Annotated in this window: 14 protein-coding genes; 3 read left to right on the forward strand and 11 right to left on the reverse strand. The window is 65.2% G+C overall.

Going from position 1 to position 16628, the window contains the following annotated elements:
• Window positions 1-6 precede the first annotated feature (6 nt).
• From BFD71_RS00430 to BFD71_RS00445, 4 genes are all read right to left on the reverse strand, one after another.
• Complete coding sequence (locus tag BFD71_RS00430; protein ID WP_069261329.1) at window positions 7-453, reverse strand: GatB/YqeY domain-containing protein; 447 nt, start codon at window positions 451-453, stop codon at window positions 7-9.
• Window positions 454-678: 225 nt separating this feature from the next.
• Window positions 679-891: a 30S ribosomal protein S21 gene (gene rpsU, locus BFD71_RS00435; protein ID WP_013434742.1), complete on the reverse strand. Its 213-nt coding sequence runs from the start codon at window positions 889-891 to the stop codon at window positions 679-681.
• A gap of 145 nt (window positions 892-1036) precedes the next feature.
• Window positions 1037-2014: a universal stress protein gene (locus BFD71_RS00440; protein ID WP_176732801.1), complete on the reverse strand. Its 978-nt coding sequence runs from the start codon at window positions 2012-2014 to the stop codon at window positions 1037-1039.
• A 111-nt stretch (window positions 2015-2125) separates the two neighbouring features.
• Window positions 2126-3346, reverse strand: a complete 1221-nt coding sequence (locus BFD71_RS00445) for an NAD(P)/FAD-dependent oxidoreductase (RefSeq protein ID WP_069261331.1) — start codon at window positions 3344-3346, stop codon at window positions 2126-2128.
• Window positions 3347-3515: 169 nt separating this feature from the next.
• On the opposite strand from BFD71_RS00445, the gene tsaD reads away from it, so the two are divergent.
• Window positions 3516-4544, forward strand: a complete 1029-nt coding sequence (tsaD, locus tag BFD71_RS00450) for a tRNA (adenosine(37)-N6)-threonylcarbamoyltransferase complex transferase subunit TsaD (RefSeq protein WP_069261834.1) — start codon at window positions 3516-3518, stop codon at window positions 4542-4544.
• A gap of 81 nt (window positions 4545-4625) precedes the next feature.
• Here the strand turns inward: tsaD and folE2 are convergent, their stop codons facing one another.
• The 4 genes from folE2 to BFD71_RS00470 all read right to left on the reverse strand — a co-directional run bounded on the left by folE2 (window position 4626) and on the right by BFD71_RS00470 (window position 8778).
• A complete protein-coding gene (gene folE2 / locus BFD71_RS00455; RefSeq protein ID WP_069261332.1) occupies window positions 4626-5432 on the reverse strand; it encodes a GTP cyclohydrolase FolE2 in 807 nt (268 codons plus the stop codon).
• 167 nt (window positions 5433-5599) lie between these two features.
• The gene (gene dxs, locus BFD71_RS00460) at window positions 5600-7501 is read right to left on the reverse strand and encodes a 1-deoxy-D-xylulose-5-phosphate synthase (protein WP_069261333.1); all 1902 of its coding nucleotides are present in this window, start codon (window positions 7499-7501) and stop codon (window positions 5600-5602) included.
• 84 nt (window positions 7502-7585) lie between these two features.
• Window positions 7586-8467, reverse strand: coding sequence for a polyprenyl synthetase family protein (locus tag BFD71_RS00465; protein ID WP_069261334.1), 882 nt, complete (start codon window positions 8465-8467; stop codon window positions 7586-7588).
• Window positions 8464-8778 carry an exodeoxyribonuclease VII small subunit gene (locus BFD71_RS00470; RefSeq protein WP_069261335.1) on the reverse strand — a complete coding sequence of 105 codons (315 nt, stop codon included), beginning with the start codon at window positions 8776-8778 and terminating at the stop codon, window positions 8464-8466. Before BFD71_RS00470 ends, BFD71_RS00465 begins: the two co-directional genes overlap by 4 nt.
• 307 nt (window positions 8779-9085) lie before the next feature.
• Between BFD71_RS00470 and BFD71_RS00475 the strand changes: the two genes are divergently transcribed.
• Complete coding sequence (locus tag BFD71_RS00475) at window positions 9086-10192, forward strand: aromatic ring-hydroxylating oxygenase subunit alpha (protein ID WP_069261336.1); 1107 nt, start codon at window positions 9086-9088, stop codon at window positions 10190-10192.
• A 139-nt stretch (window positions 10193-10331) separates the two neighbouring features.
• A complete protein-coding gene (locus BFD71_RS00480) occupies window positions 10332-11201 on the forward strand; it encodes a sulfurtransferase (RefSeq protein WP_069261337.1) in 870 nt (289 codons plus the stop codon).
• Between the two features lie 27 nt (window positions 11202-11228).
• Here BFD71_RS00480 and BFD71_RS00485 read toward each other — a convergent pair whose 3' ends face one another.
• The 3 genes from BFD71_RS00485 to polA all read right to left on the reverse strand — a co-directional run bounded on the left by BFD71_RS00485 (window position 11229) and on the right by polA (window position 16627).
• On the reverse strand, window positions 11229-12101 hold the full coding sequence (locus BFD71_RS00485; protein WP_069261338.1) for a dienelactone hydrolase family protein: 873 nt from the start codon (window positions 12099-12101) through the stop codon (window positions 11229-11231).
• 84 nt (window positions 12102-12185) lie between these two features.
• Window positions 12186-13562 carry an NAD(P)/FAD-dependent oxidoreductase gene (locus BFD71_RS00490; protein ID WP_069261339.1) on the reverse strand — a complete coding sequence of 459 codons (1377 nt, stop codon included), beginning with the start codon at window positions 13560-13562 and terminating at the stop codon, window positions 12186-12188.
• A 257-nt stretch (window positions 13563-13819) separates the two neighbouring features.
• On the reverse strand, window positions 13820-16627 hold the full coding sequence (gene polA / locus BFD71_RS00495; protein ID WP_069261340.1) for a DNA polymerase I: 2808 nt from the start codon (window positions 16625-16627) through the stop codon (window positions 13820-13822).
• Between the last annotated feature and the right edge of the window lies 1 nt (window position 16628).

The raw sequence follows: 16628 nt of genomic DNA on the forward strand, positions 1-16628 counted from the left end.
TTGCGCTTACTTCGAGAGCGCGGCTTTGACGAGCCCGGAAACGGCCGTCATGTCGGCGCGCCCGGCCAGCTTCGGCTTGAGCACACCCATCACCTTGCCCATGTCCTGCGGGCCGGCTGCGCCCACCTGGGCGACGGCGGCCTGCACTTCGGCGGCGATCTCGGCGTCCGAGAGCTGCGCGGGCATGTAGGCGGTCAGGACGACCAGCTCGGCGGCTTCCTTCTCGACGAGATCGGTGCGGCCCGCGGCCTCGAACTGGCTGATCGAGTCCTTGCGCTGCTTGATCATCTTGTCGATGACGGCCGTGATGCCCGCGTCGTCGAGCGTCACGCGATCGTCGACTTCACGTTGCTTGATAGCGGCGAGCAGCAGACGAATCGTGGCGAGGCGCTCGCTTTCGCGCGCGCGCATCGCGGTTTTCATGTCGTCGTTGATCTGGTCTTTGAGACTCATCACTCACCTGAAATACGTTGGGGTTGCTGGAATGCAAAAACCCGCCTGGAAACGCTTCCAGGCGGGTTGGCGCAAATTCGACATGGTTGCGACCACACCAGAGGACAGCGGCGGCCGCGTTGCGCGATGAAACCAGAGACCGCGGACCGGCTGTCCACGTCGCCGTGACATTGATGCGAGGCCCACGCTGGAACTGCGCGGCCACGCGTCACGGCTACGCCGGAATCAGTACAGCTTTTTCGGCAACATCTGGCTGCGCAGACGCTTGAAGTGGCGCTTCACCGCCGCCGCCTTCTTGCGCTTGCGTTCAGCCGTAGGCTTCTCGTAGAACTCGCGCGCGCGAAGCTCGGTCAAGAGACCGTTCTTCTCGATCGTGCGCTTGAAGCGGCGCATGGCAACTTCAAAGGGTTCGTTTTCTTTTACGCGGATGGTCGTCATTTTCCAATAACGGATCGGGGGTAAAGAAAATTGAGTATAGCAGTTCCGGGTTTGGGCATCGCGTGCCGGTTTGGGGGGAAACCCCAATTCCGGCAGCCGGCCCGATCGCCCCCGGAGCCTTCCCCGGCGGGGCTGCGCAGCATCATCAGGCAGCGCCCGGCCCGACCAGCAGCAACGGCACATGCGTGATCTCGATGGCGCGCTGAGTGACGCTGCCAAGCAGCCAGCGCGCGACGCCACGCCGGCCCTGCGTGCCGAGCGCGACGAGATCGGCTTGCCAATCCTGCGCGTCGCGCAAAACGGTGTGGGCGATGTCATCGCGCATGCGCCCGGTGGCGACCAGCGCCGTTTCGTAAGCACGTCCTGACACGTCGAGCTGCGTGTGTGCGCTGGCCAGCGCCTTGCGCCCGAGGTCGGCAAGCGCATCTTCCAGCACCGAGCCCGGCACCGGGTCGCCGGCCACGCTGCTGCGGTCCACGACATAAACCGCGCGCAAGGTGGTTTGCGGTTCGGCCAGCCGCAGCGCTGCGTCGATCGCCTGCGCCGAGGCCGGACTCCCGTCCGTCGCCAGCAGGATGCGGGCGAGTGGCGCGTGACCGTTCGCTTCCTCGTACTCCACGGGCACGACCAGCAGCGGACAGGGCGCGCAAACCGCGAGCGCGCCCGAAACCGAACCGTCGACCCAGCGCTTCATGCGCCCCTGGTGCCGCGTGCCGACCACCAGCATGTCGGCCTCCCAGTCACGCGCCGCGTCGGCGAGCGCAGGCACGACAGTGCCTGCTTCGCCGGAAAGACCGACCACCTGCCCTTCGACCAGCGCGACCTGGCCGTTGAACGCCGACATCGCGTGCTCGAGCGTACGCTCGGCGGCGTGGAGAGAATCGCCGCGCGCCGCGTTGAGCGCGCCCGTCATCCACGCATCGCCCGCGCTGTACGCGCCGCCCGCATTCCACGCGCCCGGCTGTTCGGCTGCGCAGACGATACGCACCCGGGCGTCGCGCGGCACCACGCGCGACGCGAAACGCAGTGCCTGCGTCGATGCCTTCGAATCGTCCACGGCAATCATGATTCGCCGCAGTGGCCCGCGCATTTGCCCGCTGTGCTGCTGTTCCTCTCGATTCACGTTTCGTACCTTTTCCTCGTGGTCAGGCATTCAAGCGTGAACCTCGGGCGCCCAGCCAACAATGACAGGGGTCAACCGCGAGAGATTCGGCAGTGCGTATCGGTCAGGAAATCAGCCCGCGCCCAGTGAATATTCGGCGGCAGCCTCGCCGGCCGCGACGCCCGAGGCCCACGCCCACTGGAAGTTGTAGCCGCCAAGCCAGCCCGTCACGTCCACGGCTTCGCCTATGAAATAGAGGCCAGGCACGCGCTGGCTCATCATCGTCGCCGAGGAAAGCTCGCGTGTGTCCACGCCGCCGCGCGTGACTTCGGCCTTCTTGTAGCCTTCGGTACCCGTGGGAGTAAGCGTCCACTGGGCCAGCCCCTCGCCGATCTTGCGCAGCGTTTTATCGGGCAGATCGGCAATACGCGCGTCGGCCTTCACCTGATGCGCCTCCAGCCATACATGCGCGAGGCGTGCCGGCACCCACTCGGCGAGCAGGTTGCCGATCTGACGTTTCGTCGCGCCCTTGGCGTCGATCAGCGCCGCCGCCGGATCGTGCTCGGGCAGCAGGTTCACGCGGATCGGCTGGCCGGGCTGCCAGAAGCTCGAAATCTGCAGGACGCCGGGGCCGGAAAGGCCGCGATGCGTGAAGAGCAGGTCTTCGTCGAACGCGCCCCCGGTCCTGCGCTCGCCGGTCGCCACGTGGACTTCGAGCGATACGCCCGCGAGCGGCACATAGGGCGCCCACTCGTCCTGCGCGAACGTGAGCGGCACGAGCGCCGGACGCGTGTCGATGAGCTTGTGGCCGAACTGCTTCGCGACGCGATAGGCGAAGTCGGTTGCGCCGATCTTCGGGATCGACAGGCCGCCCGTCGCAATCACGAGCGCTTTCGCGCGTATCTCGCCCTGCGGCGTGCCGAGCGTGAAGCCCGCGCCGTCGGCGTGGCTCACCGCTTCGACGGGCAGCGGCCGGCGCCACGCCACGTGGCCCGCGTCGCACTCGGCGCGCAGGACGTCGATGATCGCGTCGCTCGACTGGTCGCAAAAAAGCTGGCCCTTGTGCTTTTCGTGCCAGGTCACGCGATGCTGGCGCAGCAGCGCGAGGAAGTCGCGCGGCGTGTAACGCGCCAGCGCCGAACGGCAGAAATGCGGGTTGTGCGAGAGATAGTTGGCCGGGCTCGCGTGCAGGTTCGTGAAGTTGCAGCGCCCCCCGCCCGAGATGCGGATTTTTTCCGCGAGGCGCGGCGCGTGGTCGATCAGCGCCACGCGGCGGCCCTGCTGGCCCGCCACCGCCGCGCACATCATGCCGGCCGCCCCTGCGCCGATCACGGCGATGTCGAAAGATTCCATGGCGCGCATTCTACCTGCGCGGCGGCGGGGCTTGTCCGGGAGGGACACCGCTTGCCGCGCTCAACCGGCTTCGACGCGCGCTGCTATACTTTTATGTTCTGTTAATTCTTGATTTAGCGGCGGTTTTTGGCGGCTCGTGCCGCGCAATGCCGTCGCCCTGCCTCCCACCATGCTCGTTCTCGGCATCGAAAGCTCCTGCGACGAAACCGGCCTCGCGCTCTACGACAGCGAGCGCGGCCTGCTCGCGCACGCGCTGCATTCGCAGATCGCCATGCACCGCGAGTACGGCGGCGTCGTGCCGGAGCTTGCCTCGCGCGACCATATCCGCCGTGCGCTGCCGCTGCTCGAAGAAGTGCTCGCGAAGAGCGGCGCGACGAAAAGCGACATCGACGCCATCGCCTTCACGCAGGGCCCCGGCCTCGCGGGCGCGCTGCTCGTGGGCGCGAGCATCGCCAATGCGCTCGCCATGGCCTGGAATCGGCCGACCGTGGGGATTCACCACCTCGAAGGGCACCTGCTTTCGCCGCTGCTGGTCGATGCGCCGCCGCCGTTTCCGTTCGTCGCGCTGCTCGTGTCGGGCGGCCATACGCAACTGATGCGTGTGACCGACGTGGGCGTCTACGAAACCCTCGGCGAGACGCTCGACGACGCCGCCGGCGAAGCCTTCGACAAAACGGCCAAGCTGCTCGGCCTCGGCTATCCGGGCGGCCCGGAAGTCTCGCGCCTCGCGGAGTTCGGCACGCCAGGCGCGGTCGAACTGCCGCGTCCGATGCTTCATTCGGGCGATCTCGACTTCAGCTTCAGCGGCCTTAAAACGGCCGTGCTCACGCAGGTGAAGAAGCTCGGCACGAACATCTGCGAGCAGGGCAAGGCCGACATCGCACGCGGTTTCGTCGACGCAGCCGTCGAGGTGCTGGCCGCGAAATCGCTCGCCGCGCTCAAGCGCACGAAGATGAAGCGCCTTGTGGTGGCTGGCGGCGTGGGGGCCAACAAGCAGTTGCGCGAGACGCTTTCGGCGGCGGCGCAAAAGCGCGGCTTCGAGGTGCATTACCCGGACCTGTCGCTGTGCACCGACAACGGCGCGATGATCGCGCTCGCGGGGGCGCTGCGCCTCGCGCGCTGGCCCGAGCAGGCCACGCGCGATTATGCGTTCACGGTAAAGCCGCGCTGGGATCTGACGTCGCTCGCGCAGCACTAATCCGTTCGCCACTGAAGAAGCCGCCCAAGGGCCACGCCCTTCGGCGGCTTTTTTATTGACGGTGCAACCAGGCGGCCGGCGTTACGCCGCGCGCTTGTCGTGCTCGATCACGGCGTAGGCGCTGTGATTGTGGATCGACTCGAAGTTTTCGGCTTCGAGCGTATAGGCGATCACGCGCGCATCGGCATTCAGTCGCACGGCCACGTCGCGCACGAGGTCTTCGACGAACTTGGGGTTCTCATACGCGCGCTCGGTCACGAACTTCTCGTCCGGACGCTTGAGCAGGCCCCACAGCTCGCACGACGCCTCTTGTTCGGCGATGCGAACGAGGTCTTCCACCGGCAGATCGCCATCGAACTCGACATTCATCGTCACGTGCGAGCGCTGGTTGTGCGCGCCGTATTGCGAGATCTTCTTCGAGCACGGGCACAGGCTCGTCACGGGCACGAGCACCTTGAGGAACAGGCGCGTTTGCCCGTTGCGCACGTCGCCCGTGAGCGTCACTTCGTAGTCCAGCAGACTTTCCACGCCCGACACCGGCGCCACTTTCTTCACGAAGTACGGGAACGTCACTTCGATACGTCCCGCCTGCGATTCGAGCTTCGCGAGCATCGCGGCCAGCATCGCGCGGAACGTGGCGGGTTCCAGCGGCGCCTTGTTCTCTTCGAGCAGCGCGACGAAGCGCGACATGTGCGTGCCCTTCTGGTCGGCCGGCAGATGAACGTCGAGATTCCACGTGCCGACGCTCGGCTGGACGTCGCCCGCGCCCGTCTTCACCGTGAGCGGATGGCGCACGGCCTTCACGCCGACGCGCTGGATCACGATCTGACGGGTATCGACGGAGCTTTGGACGTCCGGCATCACGAAGGCCGGGTTCATCTGATTCATGTTCTTATCCTCAAGCCGCGCCATACGCGGCGCGCAAATAACAAACGCCGGCATGAGCCGGCGTTTGCTGGCGGAAAGCCGGGTAGGAACCCGCCCGCCAGTTCAAATGTGAATTGGGCTGCCGCGAGGGCGACGCACCAATCAAACTATCGCGATCTCAATCGACCTCAGGCAACGCGCATCACCGACTTGCCGGACACTGCCTTGTCGAGAAAGCGCTCGCGAATCGACTTCGCGATCCCTGCTGCGTCGAGCCCACAGCCCGCCAGCAGCTTCGCCGGGTCGCCGTGGTCGATGAAGCGGTCGGGGAGGCCCAATTGTAGTACGGGCTTGATAACCCCACTTTCAAGGAGGGCTTCCACGCAGGCCGAACCGGCGCCGCCCATGATGCAGCCTTCCTCGACGGTCACGAGGTAGTCGTGCGTTTCGGCGAGCTGCTTCACGAGGTCCGCGTCGAGCGGCTTCACGAAGCGCATGTTCGCCACGGTGGCGTCCAGTTCCTCGGCGGCCTTGAGCGACGGCGCAACCATCGTACCGAACGCAAGGATCGCGATGCGGCTGCCTGCCGGCGCGTTGCTCTCGCGGCGGACTTCGCCCTTGCCCACCGGCAGCGCGGCCATCTGCTTGACGGTCGCCACGCCCGTGCCCGCACCGCGCGGGTAGCGCACGGCCGTCGGGCAGTCCTGCTGGAGCGCCGTGTAAAGCATCTGGCGGCATTCGTTTTCGTCCGACGCCGCCATGATCATCATGTTCGGAATGCAGCGCATGAACGCGAGATCGTACGCGCCCGCGTGCGTTGCGCCGTCCGCGCCGACGAGGCCCGCGCGGTCGATCGCGAACACGACGGGCAGGTTCTGCAGGGCCACGTCGTGGATCAGCTGGTCGTACGCGCGCTGCAGGAAGGTCGAGTAGATCGCGACCACGGGCTTCAGGCCTTCTGCCGCGATGCCGCCCGCGAACGTGACTGCGTGCTGCTCGGCGATGCCGACGTCGTAGTAGCGGTCCGGGAAGCGCTTTTCGAACTCGACGAGGCCCGAGCCTTCGCGCATTGCAGGCGTAATGCCGATCACGCGCGAATCGAGTTCAGCCGCGTCGCACAGCCATTCGCCGAACACCTGCGTGTAGGTCTTCTTGGCGGGCGTTGTCGACGGCTTGATGCCTTCGGCCGGGTTGAACTTGCCGGGACCGTGGTACAGGACCGGGTCAGCTTCGGCGAGCTTGTAGCCCTGGCCTTTCTTCGTCACGACGTGCAGGAATTGCGGGCCGCGCAGTTCCTTGATGTTCTGCAGCGTCGGGATCAGCGAATCCAGATCGTGGCCGTCGATCGGCCCGATGTAGTTGAAGCCGAATTCCTCGAACAGCGTAGCCGGCACGATCATGCCCTTCGCGTGCTCTTCGAGCTTGCGCGCGAGGTCGAGCACCGGCGGCGCATGGCGCAGCACGCGCTCCACGCCCGCGCGTGCGGCGGCGTAGAAGCGGCCCGACATGAGGCGCGCGAGATGGCGATTGAGCGCGCCAACCGGCGGCGAAATCGACATGTCGTTGTCGTTGAGGATGACGAGCAGCGGCACGTCGTCTTCCACGCCGCCGTTGTTCAGTGCCTCGAAGGCCATGCCGGCCGTCATCGCGCCATCGCCGATCACGGCGATGCCCATGGCATTGTCGCCCTTGAGCTTGCTCGCCACCGCCATGCCGAGCGCCGCCGAAATCGACGTGCTCGAGTGCGCGGTGCCGAACGTGTCGTACGGCGACTCGTCGCGTTTCGGGAAACCCGAAATGCCGCCGAGTTGACGCAGCGTCGACATCTGATCGCGGCGGCCCGTCAGGATCTTGTGCGGATAGGTCTGATGGCCCACGTCCCAGACGATGCGGTCGCGCGGCGTGTCGAACACGTAGTGCAGCGCGATCGTCAGTTCGACCGTACCGAGGTTGGACGACAGGTGGCCGCCCGTCTGCGAGACGCTCTCGAGAACGAAGGCACGCAGTTCGTCGGCAAGCGGTTGCAACTGGCGGCGATCAAGGCGGCGCAAATCCGCCGGGTCGTCAATGGTTTTCAGCAAGTCGTACATCGTCGTTCCATTGTAGGAAAACTGGCGCTCCCGCACTTTTTCTGCGCATTACTTCCATTTCATGCGCGTGGGCGGGTTGCGCGGTCAGCTCACCCGGTTCACCACCAGGTCAGCGAGTTCGGCGAGGCGCTGAGCGCGCGCGCCGAACGGTTCGAGCGCCGCGTGCGCGTCGGCGCGCAACTGCTGCGCGAGCGCACGCGAGGCATCAAGACCGATAATCGACACGTAGGTCGGCTTGCCGTCCTTCGCGTCCTTGCCAGCGGTCTTGCCGAGCGTTGCGGAGTCGGCGGTGACGTCGAGAATATCGTCCACCACCTGGAACGCGAGGCCCACGGCCGCCGCGTATTTGTCGAGTGCGGCGAGGTTTTCCGCCGAAGGCGTCTCGCCCGCCAGCGCGCCCATGCGGACCGCGGCGCGCAAGAGCGCGCCGGTCTTCAGACGGTGCATCGTTTCGAGCTGCTCGCGGGTGAGCGAATGGCCCACGCTCGCGAGGTCGATGGCCTGGCCGCCGGCCATGCCGATCGAGCCGCTGGCCAGCGCGAGTTCGCGCACGAGCGATGCCTGGTGCTGGGCACCGAGCACATCGGAGGTCAGCGTGACGAAGGCTTGCGACTGCAGCGCATCGCCCACCAGCAGCGCCGTCGGTTCGTCATATTTGACGTGTACGGTGGGTTTGCCGCGACGCATGTCGTCGTCGTCCATGCACGGCATGTCGTCGTGCACGAGCGAGTAGACGTGGATCATTTCGAGCGCGCAGGCCGCCGCGTCGAGCGCTTGCGGCGTGGCGTTGGTGAGTTCGCCCGCCGCGTGGCACAGGAGCGGACGTACCCGCTTGCCGCCGCCCATTACGGCATAACGCATGGCGTCATGCAGCGGCGCCGGCAATACGTCGGCAGCCGGCAAATAGTGATCGAGCGCGCTTTCGACCCGGTCGAGTACGTGCCGGGTCCATTGGTCAAATGTCATAGATCGTCGTCTCCGCCCGCTGCGGAGTCTGTCGTATTGAGGGGCACGGGCCGCAGCGTCTCGCCGTCGAGCACGCGCACCTGTTGTTCAACCTTTTCGAGCTGCTGCTGGCAGAAGCGCACGAGCGCCGCGCCACGGCGGTAGGCTGCAAGCGATTCTTCCAGACTCAGGCTGCCGCCTTCCATGCGTGCAACGAGCCCGTCGAGCTCCGCAAGCGCCACCTCGTAGCTCTCTGGCAGGCCTTCGCCCTCGGGCAGCCCGGCTTCGCTTTCGCCCGCGCCAGCGCGGTCTTTCGTTGCGGATTTCGCCATGAGTCGTCGCCAGAATGAAACAAGGCGGACATTCTACGGCAAAAGGTCCCGTTCGACCCGCTCCCCGGCTTGTGTACCCTCTCGACCACATGTTCGGGGCCAGTACAAATCGGTTCCAGAAGGCCCGATTACCCGTGCATTTGTCTCATACTTCCTGAATTCCTGCCGTCTTTCCGGTGTAATTTTGGCAAAAATCAGTCACTTAGCTACCCCACGAGGGGGTAACCGGGTATAATCGCCGGCTCCCTAAATCGAATCTTCGATGGTTGGGTTGTTCACTGCTTTCACGTCTTCATCGGGAGTGGGAATGTCCAATCTGAGCAATGCATTGCAGCTGAAGTCTATTCACAGCCAGCTGCCAGTCACCGCTTATTTTGACGAAGCGCTACTCAAGCGCGAAATCGACACGCTTTTCCAGAAGGGTCCTCGCTACGTCGGCCACGAACTCATGGTGCCCGAGGCGGGAAACTATTTTGCGCTGCCCGGCGAAAAAGAAGGCCGCGTGCTCGTTCGCAACAAGAGCAACGAAATCGAGCTGCTCTCGAACGTGTGCCGGCATCGCCAGGCCATCATGCTAAACGGTCGCGGCACGGCAGACAACATTGTATGTCCGCTGCATCGCTGGACCTATGACCTCAAGGGCGAATTGCTCGGCGCACCGCACTTCGCGGACAAGCCGTGTCTGAACCTGAACAGCTCGCCGCTCCAGAAGTGGAACGGGCTGCTGTTCGAATCCGCGGGCCGCGACGTCGCGCGCGATCTCGCACGCCTTGGGCCGGCGAAACACCTCGACTTTACGGACTACATGTTCGATCACGTCGAGGTTCACGAGTGCAACTACAACTGGAAGACCTTCATCGAGGTCTATCTGGAAGACTATCACGTCGTGCCGTTCCACCCGGGACTCGGCAACTTCGTCTCGTGCGACGATCTCCAGTGGGAGTTCGGCGAGTGGTATAGCGTGCAGACGGTCGGCGTGCACAAGCACCTCGGCAAGCCGGGCAGCCCGACGTACCGCAAGTGGCACGACGAAGTCCTGCGCTTCCGTAACGGTGAGCCACCGGAGTTCGGCGCGATCTGGATGGTGTACTACCCGAATCTCATGATCGAGTGGTATCCGCACGTGCTCGTGGTCTCGTGGCTGATCCCCGAAGGCACGCAGAAGACGAAGAACATCGTCGAGTTCTATTACCCCGAGGAAATCACGCTCTTCGAGCGCGAGTTCGTCGAGGCCGAGCGCGCCGCCTATATGGAAACCGCCGTCGAAGACGACGAGATTGCCGAGCGCATGGACGCCGGCCGCAGGGCGCTGTTCGAGCGTGGCGTTTCCGAGGTCGGCCCGTACCAGAGCCCGATGGAAGACGGCATGCAGCACTTCCACGAGTTTCTGCGCCGCGAGTTGGGACCGATCTGACGCACGGCCTGGCGCGGGCGTCGGGCAACTCGAACGCATCACGGAAAGACGGGCTTCGGCCCGTCTTTTTGTTTAGACTGACGGCACCGGGCCGTCGCATCGCGAGAGAGGGCGGCCTTGCACGATTCAAGGAGCCGTCATGCCCCACACGCACTACACCACGCTGATCTCGGCCGCCAATCTGCACGAACGCCTGACCGCCGCGCCGGGCAGCGTGCTGGTTTTCGACTGCCGCTTCGATCTCGCCAATCCCGCCGCGGGTGAGAACGCCTATGCGCTCGGCCATCTGCCCGGCGCCCAATACCTGCATCTGGACCGCGACCTCTCGGGCCCGAAAACCGGCAAGAACGGCCGCCATCCGCTGCCCGACCGCTCGGCGCTCGTTGCCACACTCCTGCTGCGCGGGCTCAACGAAGGCCAGCAGGTCGTGGCGTACGACGCGCAAGGCGGCGCCTACGCCGCCCGCCTGTGGTGGCTCCTGCGCTGGCTCGGCCACGACTCGGTGGCCGTGCTCGACGGCGGCCTCAAGGCGTGGGAAGCCGCGGGCTTCCCGCTCGTGCGCGACGTGCCGACACCCGCGCGCGGCACCTTCAAGGCCGGCGCGCCGCTGCAGGTGACGGTGGACGCGCAGGCCATCGTCCGCAATCTCGCCACGCACGAACTCACGGTCGTCGACGCGCGCGCCGCCGACCGCTATCGCGGCGAGAACGAAACGATCGACCCGGTGGGCGGCCATATTCCTGGCGCGCGCAATCGGTTTTATCAGGACAATCTCACGCCGGACGGCCGCTTCAAGTCGGCGCATGCGCTGCGCGAAGATTTTACGGCGGTGCTGCCGGGCATCACGCCCGAACACGTGGTCCTGCAATGCGGCTCGGGCGTGACCGCCTGCCACAATGCGCTCGCGATGGAGATTGCCGGCCTGCACGGCGCGGCGCTCTATCCCGGTTCGTGGAGCGAATGGAGCGCCGACGCGTCGCGGCCGGTCGCGACTGGCCCCAACCCCTGAGCCGGGTATCCGGAGCCGGGCACGGCGTCACACCACGCCGTGCTCCTTGAACCAGGCAATCGCGCGCTTCCAGCCATCCTCCGCATCGGCCTTGCGATAGCTCGGCCGGTAGTCCGCGAAGAACGCGTGGCCCGCATCGTTGTACACGACGATTTGCGAGCCGCGCCCATCCTGCGGACCCTGCGCGATGGCGGCCTTCATCTGCTCGAGCGTGTTCTGCGGAATGCTGTTGTCCTGCAAGCCATACATGCCGAGTACCGGCACCTGCAGATTGCCCGCGAGATCGAGCGGATTCTGCGGCGAATTTTCCGTGTGTGCGCCCGCCACGCGGCCATACCAGGAAACCGCCGCCTTGATGCGCGGATTGTGCTCGGCATAGAGCCACGTGTAGACCCCGCCCCAACAGAAGCCATTGACGCCCACGCGCTTCAGATCGCCACCGTTCTCGCCAGCCCAGACAAGCGCCGCATCGATGTCGCCGAGCACCTGTGCATCGGGCACCTTGCTCGCGATGTTCTCGCTGATTTGCTGCACTGTCGGGTACGCCGAGGCATCCCCCTGACGCACGAAGAAGTCCGGCGCGATGGCCAGATAGCCGAGCTTCGCAAAGCGGCGGCACACATCGGCGATATGCTCGTGCACGCCGAAGATCTCGTGGATCACGATGATCACCGGCAAGTGCGTCTTGCCGCGCGGCTGCGCGCGATACGCCGGGATGAGCGTGCCGCCGGACTGGAAGCCGATCTCGCCGGCTTCGAGGCCTTCGCTGTCGGTGTGGATGGTTTGCGCCGAGACGGGCAGCACGGCAGCGGCGAATCCGCTGCCGAGCGCCGCCTTGATGAAGGTGCGCCGATCGAACGGCACGTGCGGGACGAGGCTATCGACTTCGGGTTTCAGCATGCAGCGCTCCTTGAAGATAGATCAAACAGCGGAAACAGGCAGAATAGCGCCGCCCCGGACACAAGCGCCGCACGGTGCAGCCGCTCAGTGCAGCTTCACGCGCGGCAACGTCGTGCGGCGCAGCCAGTGCGCGAAGGTGTCGAGCACCATGCGCGCGTAGCCGTGCAGCGCCGCGATGTGCAGCCGGTACAGCGACATGTACATGAAACGGGCAAACAACCCTTCGATCAACATATTCCCGCCGATCAGCCCGCCCATCAGGTTGCCGACCGCGCTGAAGTGCCCGAGCGACACCAGCGAGCCGAAGTCGCGATAGGTGAACTCTTCCAGCGGCTTGCCGGCGAGCAGATTGCCCAGCGACTTGAACAGGAAAGTGGCCTGCTGGTGTGCGGCTTGCGCGCGCGGCGGCACACCGCGTTCGTGGCCCGGCCATTCGCAGGCCGCGCAGTCGCCGAGCGCGAAGATGTTGTCGTCGAGTTCCGTTTGCAGCGTACGGCGCACGATCAGTTGGCCGAGCTTGTTGACGGTGAGACCGTCGAGCCGCGAGAGCACAGCCGGCGCGGTAATGCCAGCGGCCCAGACCGTGAGGTCCGCGCGCAGGTTCTTGCCGCTCGCGGTGCGCACGACGCCAGGCGCCACTTCGATCACGCGTTCGCTCGTCAGCAGCTTCACGCCGAGCTTGTTCAGCAGCTCGCCTGTCGCCGAAGAAACGCGCTCCGGCAGCGCGGGCAGGATGCGCGGGCCGGCCTCGATCAGCACGATGCCCACGTCGTTGCGCGGATCGAGCTTGTGCAGTCCATAGGCCGACAGCACCTGCGCGGTGTTGCGCAGCTCGGCGGAAAGCTCGACGCCCGTCGCGCCCGCGCCGATGATCGCCACCTGCACGCGCGGCTCGGCGCCGGCGTCCATGGCCGGCGCGAGGTCGTCCGCCGTCACCTCCACCGCGACTTTTTCGGGCGCTTGATGTTCGGCGCGCATGCACGCGGCGATCAAACGCTTGCGAAACCGCTCGGCCTGCTCGACGGTGTCGAGCGCGATGGAATTCTCGGCCGCGCCCGGCACGCCGAAAAAATGCGTCGTGCTTCCGATTGCGAGCACGAGCGTGTCGTATTCGAGCACGCGCTCGGGCAGCATTTCCGCGCCGTCTTCGTCGAGCACGCGCCCGAGCGTGATGCGCTTTGCCGCGCGGTCGAGCCCGGTCAGCTCGCCCTGCTGGAACTCGAAGCCATGCCAGCGCGCCTGCGCCGGATATTCGAGCTGATGCGTGAATGGGTCCATGCTGCCCGCCGCGACTTCGTGCAGGAGCGGTTTCCAGATATGCGTTGGATTGCGGTCGACCAGCGTGATCGATGCCGCTTGCGGCTTGCCCCGCTTCGCGCGCGCCTCGCCGTAACGATCGCCGAGCCGTGTTGCCAGCTCCAGCCCGCCTGCGCCTCCTCCCACAACGATAAAGCGATGCATAGACTCTCCGTGCATGTCGAAAGGCGATAGAAAGGCCGATGCGTCGACAACGTGACGTGCGAGGCACCGGCCTTCAATCAAATCATTGTCGGCTGACGGAGCGCGCGGCGGCAACCCTTGCGGCGCGCATTCGCGACATCACGCACGCGAGGCTTGCCTTATCGCGCGCGGGCAGTTACGTCCTGGTTACGGCTTTTGCGGCGGCACTTCGCATTCAGTATGTACTTAGTAGAGCTTCACTAAGCACTACAACGCCTTCAGTGCGCCTCTTCCCAGTTCTCGCCCACGCCCACTTCGGCGACGAGCGGCACCTTGAGCTGCGCCACCGAGCACATCAGCTCGGGCAAGCGCTTGCGCACTTCGGCGAGTTCGTCGCCCGGCACTTCGAGCACGAGTTCATCGTGCACCTGCATGATCATCTTCGTGCCGATCTTGCGTTCGTCGAGCCACTTCTGCACCGCGACCATGGAAAGCTTGATGAGGTCGGCGGCCGTGCCTTGCATGGGCGCGTTGATGGCGGCGCGCTCGGCGGCCTGGCGGCGCGGGCCGTTGCCGCCGTTGATCTCGGGCAGCCACAGGCGGCGCCCGAAGACGGTCTCGACATAGCCGCGCGACTTCGCGTCCATGCGCGTTTCGTCCATATAGCGCGCCACGCCCGGATAGCGCGCGAAATAGCGGTCGATATAAAGCTTCGCCGCGTCGCGCGTAATGCCGAGATTCGATGCGAGGCCGAACGCGCTCATGCCGTAAATCAGGCCGAAATTGATGACCTTGGCGATGCGCCGCTGGTCCGCGCTCACTTCGAGCGGCGTGACGCTGAACACCTCGGAAGCCGTGGCGCGGTGAATGTCGTCGCCGCGCGCGAACGCCGCGAGCAGCGACTCGTCGCCCGAGATATGCGCCATGATGCGCAGTTCGATCTGCGAATAGTCGGCGGAAACGATCTTGTGCCCCGGCGGCGCGATGAACGCCTCGCGAATGCGCCGGCCTTCGCCTGTGCGCACGGGAATGTTCTGCAGATTCGGATCGTTCGACGCAAGACGGCCCGTGACCGCCACCGCCTGCGCGTAGTTCGTGTGCACGCGGCCCGTTTGCGCATTCACCATGCGCGGCAGCTTGTCGGTGTACGTGGACTTGAGCTTCGCAAGCCCGCGATGCTCGAGCAGGATCTTGGGCAGCGGGTAATCTTCGGCGAGCTTTTGCAGCACTTCTTCGTCGGTGGAAGGCGCGCCGCTCGGCGTTTTCTTCACGACCGGCAGCTGCAGCTTCTCGAAGAAGATCTGGCCGATCTGCTTGGGCGAGCCCAGATTGAATTCGCCGCCCGCGAGCGCATACGCTTCCTCTTCGAGCGCGATGAGCCGCACGGCAATTTCCGCGCTCTGCTTTTCGAGCCTCTCGGAGTCGATCAGCACACCGTTGCGCTCGATCTTGCGCAGCACGCGCGATGTGGGCAGTTCGATGTTGCGATACACGTGATCGAGGCCCTTCTCGGGCGCGATCTGCGGATAGAGCGCGCGATGCAGTTGCAGCGTGACATCGGCGTCTTCGGCAGCGTATTCGGCGGCCCTTTCGAGCGAGACGTCGTCGAAGCCGATCTGCTGCGCGCCCTTGCCCGCTACCTCTTCGTACTTGATCGTCTTGATGCCCAGATGGCGCAGCGCGAGGCTGTCCATGTCGTGGCTGCGATGCGATTCGAGCACATACGATTCGAGCAGCGTGTCATGCTCCACCCCATTGAGCTCGATACCGTAGTTCGCGAGCACCTGCTCGTCGTACTTCATGTGCTGGCCGACTTTCTTGTGCTTCCCGCTTTCGAGCCAGGGCTTCAGGCGCGCAAGCACTTCGTCCTGCGGCAGTTGATCGGGCGCGTCCGGGCCGCGATGTGCGAGCGGCACATAGGCGGCCACACCGGGTTCCGTCGAGAACGAGATGCCGACGAGCTTCGCGACCATCGGGTCGAGCGCCGTGGTCTCGGTGTCGAACGCGGTGAGTTCGGCGGCTTCGATGCGCCTGAGCCACGTGTCGAACTGCGGCCACGTCTGGATCGTTTCGTAATGGCGCGGGGCATCGACGAACAGCGCGGGCTGCACGATCGCATCTTTTTCGGGCACGTCGCCCTGGGTCGCGGCGGGCACCGTCTCGCTCTGCTGACTCGCTTCGGTGACTTCGCGCAGCCAGGTCTTGAAGCCGTGGCGCGCGAAAATATCGCGCAGCTCTTCGCGCGCTTCGGCTCGCGTGGCGAGCGACGCTTCGATCGACTCGAGATGCGGCGTGAGATCGCAAGCCGTTTCCACCGTGACGAGCTTTCTCGCCATCGGCAGGAAGTCGAGCGCGTCGCGCAGATAGCCGCCCACTGCACCCTTGATTTCATCCGCATGCGCGATCACGCCGTCGAGCGAGTCGTATTGCGTGAGCCACTTGACCGCCGTTTTCGGGCCGCACTTGTTCACGCCCGGCACGTTGTCGACGGTGTCGCCGATGAGCGAGAGATAATCGATGATGCGCTCCGGCGGCACGCCGAACTTGGCGATCACGCCTTCGCGATCGAGCGTTTCATTCGTCATCGTGTTGATGAGCGTGACGTGGTCTGTCACGAGCTGCGCGAGGTCCTTGTCGCCGGTGGAAACGATGACCTTCATGCCGAGCTTCTCGGCCTGATGCGCGAGCGTGCCGATCACGTCGTCGGCCTCCACGCCTTCGATCATCAGCAGCGGCCAGCCGAGCGCGCGCACGGCCGTGTGAATGGGCTCGATTTGTGCAGCGAGCGGCTCGGGCATGGAAGGCCGGTTGGCCTTGTACTCGGGGTACCAGTCGTCGCGGAACGTCTTGCCCTTTGCATCGAACACGCACGCGCTATACTCTGCCGTAACGTCCTTGCGCATGCGACGCAGCATGTTGATGATGCCGTATAGCGCGCCCGTGGGTTCGCCGTCAGGACCGCGCAGATCCGGCATCGCATGGAAGGCCCGATAGAGGTAGCTAGAACCGTCGACCAGCAGCAGGGTCTTACCTTCCAGCCCGTTTTGTAGCTTCAGCTTTGTATCCACGCGTAGTTCTTCAGGCATT

It is taken from the genome of Paraburkholderia nodosa, from assembly GCF_001718195.1.
Lineage (GTDB): Bacteria > Pseudomonadota > Gammaproteobacteria > Burkholderiales > Burkholderiaceae > Paraburkholderia > Paraburkholderia nodosa_A.